Raw genomic sequence first — 2,762 nt, 5'->3', positions numbered from 1 at the left:
GTGGGGGTCCCGGGGACGACGAAGGCCCCGGTCGAGATCGACCGGGGCCTTCACCCTGTGCGCGAGGGGGGAGTTGAACCCCCACGCCCTTTCGGGCACACGGACCTGAACCGTGCGCGTCTGCCTATTCCGCCACTCGCGCAGACAGGTAGAACCTTAGCAGGTCCACGAGGCCTCCACGGACACCCCTCGTCTCAGCAGGGGCTGCGCGCCCCCGCGCAGCTACGATGCGAGCGACGGATCACCGGGGGCCGAGGCGGAGGGGGGCGTGGCGTGGGAGTGCTCGACCGGTTCGAGCGCGGCGTCGAGCGCGCCGTCAACGGCGTCTTCGCGCGCGCCTTCCGCAGCGAGGTGCAGCCCGTGGAGGTCGCCAGCGCCCTGCGCCGCGAGCTCGACGACCGCGCCGCCGTGCTGGCCCGCGGCCGCACGCTGGTGCCCAACAGCTTCATCGTGGAGCTCGGCCGCACCGACCACGACAAGATCGCCTCCTGGCAGGACACGCTGGCCGACGAGCTCGTCGCCGCGGTCACCCAGCACGCCGAGAAGCAGCGCTACTCCTTCGTCGGCCCCGTGCGGGTGGACTTCCACGAGTCCGACGACCTCGAGACCGGCGTCTTCCGCGTCCTCAGCTCCACCGTGAAGGGGCGGGTGGCCCCGGCCACCGGCCGCGCCTCCACCGCCGGGCGCCCGCAGCTGGAGGTCGACGGGCGCGGCTACGTGCTCACCGAGGCCGTCACCGTCATCGGACGGGGCTCCGACGCCGACGTGGTCGTCGACGACCCCGGCGTCTCCCGCCGGCACGCCGAGGTGCGCGTGAGCGCCTCCGGCGCCCGCCTGGTGGACCTCGGCTCCACCAACGGCACCTTCGTGGACGGGGAGCGCGTCTCCTCCACCGACCTGTTCGACGGCACGACGATCACCCTCGGGCGCACCCGCGCGGTCTACCGCGCCGCGCGCCGCGACGAGGGCTGGACCTGAGGAGCCCGTGAGCGAGCTCACCCTGACCGTGCTGCGGCTCGGCCTGCTGGCCCTGCTGTGGGCCTTCGTGCTGGCCGTGGTCGGCGTGCTGCGCACCGACCTGCTCGGCACGCGCGTCACCGCGCGGCGCACCGAGCGGGAGCGCCCGCGCCGCAGCCGCGCCGCGGCCGCCGAGCCCGAGACCCCCGCGCCGCGGCGCGAGCGCGCCACCCTGGTCGTCACCGAGGGCTCCCTGCGCGGCACCACGCTGGCGCTGGGGCGGGCGCCGGTGCTCATCGGCCGCGGCGCGGACTGCACCCTCGTGCTGGACGACGAGTACGCCTCCACCCGCCACGTGCGCATCACCCCCGCCGAGGGCGGCACCGGCTGGGTCGTGGAGGACCTGCAGTCCACCAACGGCACCCACCTGGGGCGCGAGCGCCTGAGCGCGCCGCAGCCCTTCGAACCCGGCACGCCGCTGCGCATCGGGCGGACCGTGCTCGAACTGCGGAGGTGAGCGGCCCGTGGCCATCGCCCTGCGCTACGCCGCCCGCTCCGACGTCGGGCTGGTGCGCTCCACCAACCAGGACTCCGGCTACGCCGGCCCGCACCTGCTCGTCGTCGCCGACGGCATGGGCGGGCACGCCGGCGGCGACGTCGCCTCCTCCCTCGCCGTGGGCGAGCTGTCCGTGCTGGACGGGGAGTCGCACGGCAGCGACGACGCCGCCGAGCACCTGCACCGCGCGCTGGAGGCGGCCAACGAGCAGCTGCGCCGGCGCGTGTCCCACGAGCCGGAGCTGGCCGGCATGGGCACCACGGTCACCGCGGTGCTGCGCGCCGGCTCGCGCCTGGTCCTGGCCCACATCGGCGACTCGCGCGGCTACCTGCTGCGCGACGGGCAGCTGACCCAGCTCACCCGCGACCACAGCTACGTGCAGTCCCTCATCGACGAGGGCCGCATCAGCGCCGAGGAGGCCGAGCGCCACCCCCAGCGCTCGGTGATCATGCGCGTGCTCACCGGCCGCGACGACGACACCGCCGACGTCTCGGTGCGCGAGGCCCGCCCCGGCGACCGCTACCTGCTGTGCTCGGACGGCCTGTCCGGCGTGGTCAGCCACGAGACGCTGCAGGAGACCCTCGCCGCCGGGGAGGCGCCCGACACCACGTGCGAGCGCCTCGTGGAGCTCGCGCTGCGCGGCGGCGGGCCCGACAACGTCTCCTGCGTGGTCGCCGACGTCGTCGAGCTCGGCGGCGGCCCGCCGCCCTCCACGACCCCGCAGGTCGTGGGCGCGGCCGCCTTCCACCGGCCCCGCCGCTCCAGCGCCGCCGGCACCCCGGCCGCGCGGGCGGCGGCGCTGCGCGCGGCCGGCGACGGCGACGACGACCAGGAGGACGACGATCCCGGCCCCGACCCGGCCGAGGAGGCGCGCCGGCGCCGCCGGCGGCGCCGCGGCTGGGTCGCCGGGCCGCTGGTGCTGGTGCTGCTGCTCGCCGGCGGCGCCTGGGCCGGGTGGCGCTGGAGCCAGCAGCAGTACTTCGTGGGCGTCGACGGCGGCGAGGTCGCCCTCTTCCGCGGGCTGACGCAGGACATCGGCCCGGTGAGCACCTCGCACGTGGTGGAGCGCACGGACATCGCGCTGTCCGACCTGCCCAGCAGGTACGTCTCCCTGGTCACCGGGCGCCTGAGCTCGACGAGCCTGGCCGCGGCGCGCGAGACGGTCCAGGAGCTGGAGGGCATCGCGCAGGAGTGCCGCGCCGCCGCCCGCCCGCCCGCGCCCGTCCCGGCGCCCACCGCCACCGGCGGG

The 2,762-nt window shown here is 76.5% G+C and carries 3 protein-coding genes and 1 tRNA gene; 3 read left to right on the top strand and 1 reads right to left on the bottom strand.

Annotation, left to right across the window (positions count from 1 at the left end; translation table 11 throughout):
• Window positions 1-58: 58 nt before the first annotated feature.
• Window positions 59-142, bottom strand: a tRNA-Leu gene (locus GTR00_RS18350).
• Window positions 143-273: 131 nt separating this feature from the next.
• Here GTR00_RS18350 and GTR00_RS18345 point away from each other — a divergent pair.
• The 3 genes from GTR00_RS18345 to GTR00_RS18335 all read left to right on the top strand — a co-directional run.
• Window positions 274-978 carry an FhaA domain-containing protein gene (locus GTR00_RS18345; protein WP_166613011.1) on the top strand — a complete coding sequence of 235 codons (705 nt, stop codon included), beginning with the start codon at window positions 274-276 and terminating at the stop codon, window positions 976-978.
• 7 nt (window positions 979-985) lie between these two features.
• A complete protein-coding gene (locus GTR00_RS18340) occupies window positions 986-1,474 on the top strand; it encodes an FHA domain-containing protein FhaB/FipA (protein WP_166613010.1) in 489 nt (162 codons plus the stop codon).
• Window positions 1,475-1,481: 7 nt separating this feature from the next.
• A partial coding sequence (locus GTR00_RS18335) for a Stp1/IreP family PP2C-type Ser/Thr phosphatase (protein WP_166613009.1) occupies window positions 1,482-2,762 on the top strand: 1,281 nt, incomplete at its 3' end.

The organism is Kineococcus indalonis, from assembly GCF_009906395.1.
GTDB lineage: Bacteria > Actinomycetota > Actinomycetes > Actinomycetales > Kineococcaceae > Kineococcus > Kineococcus indalonis.
Note: the sequence above shows the minus strand (reverse complement) of the source record. Positions and strands in the feature narration are given on the sequence as shown.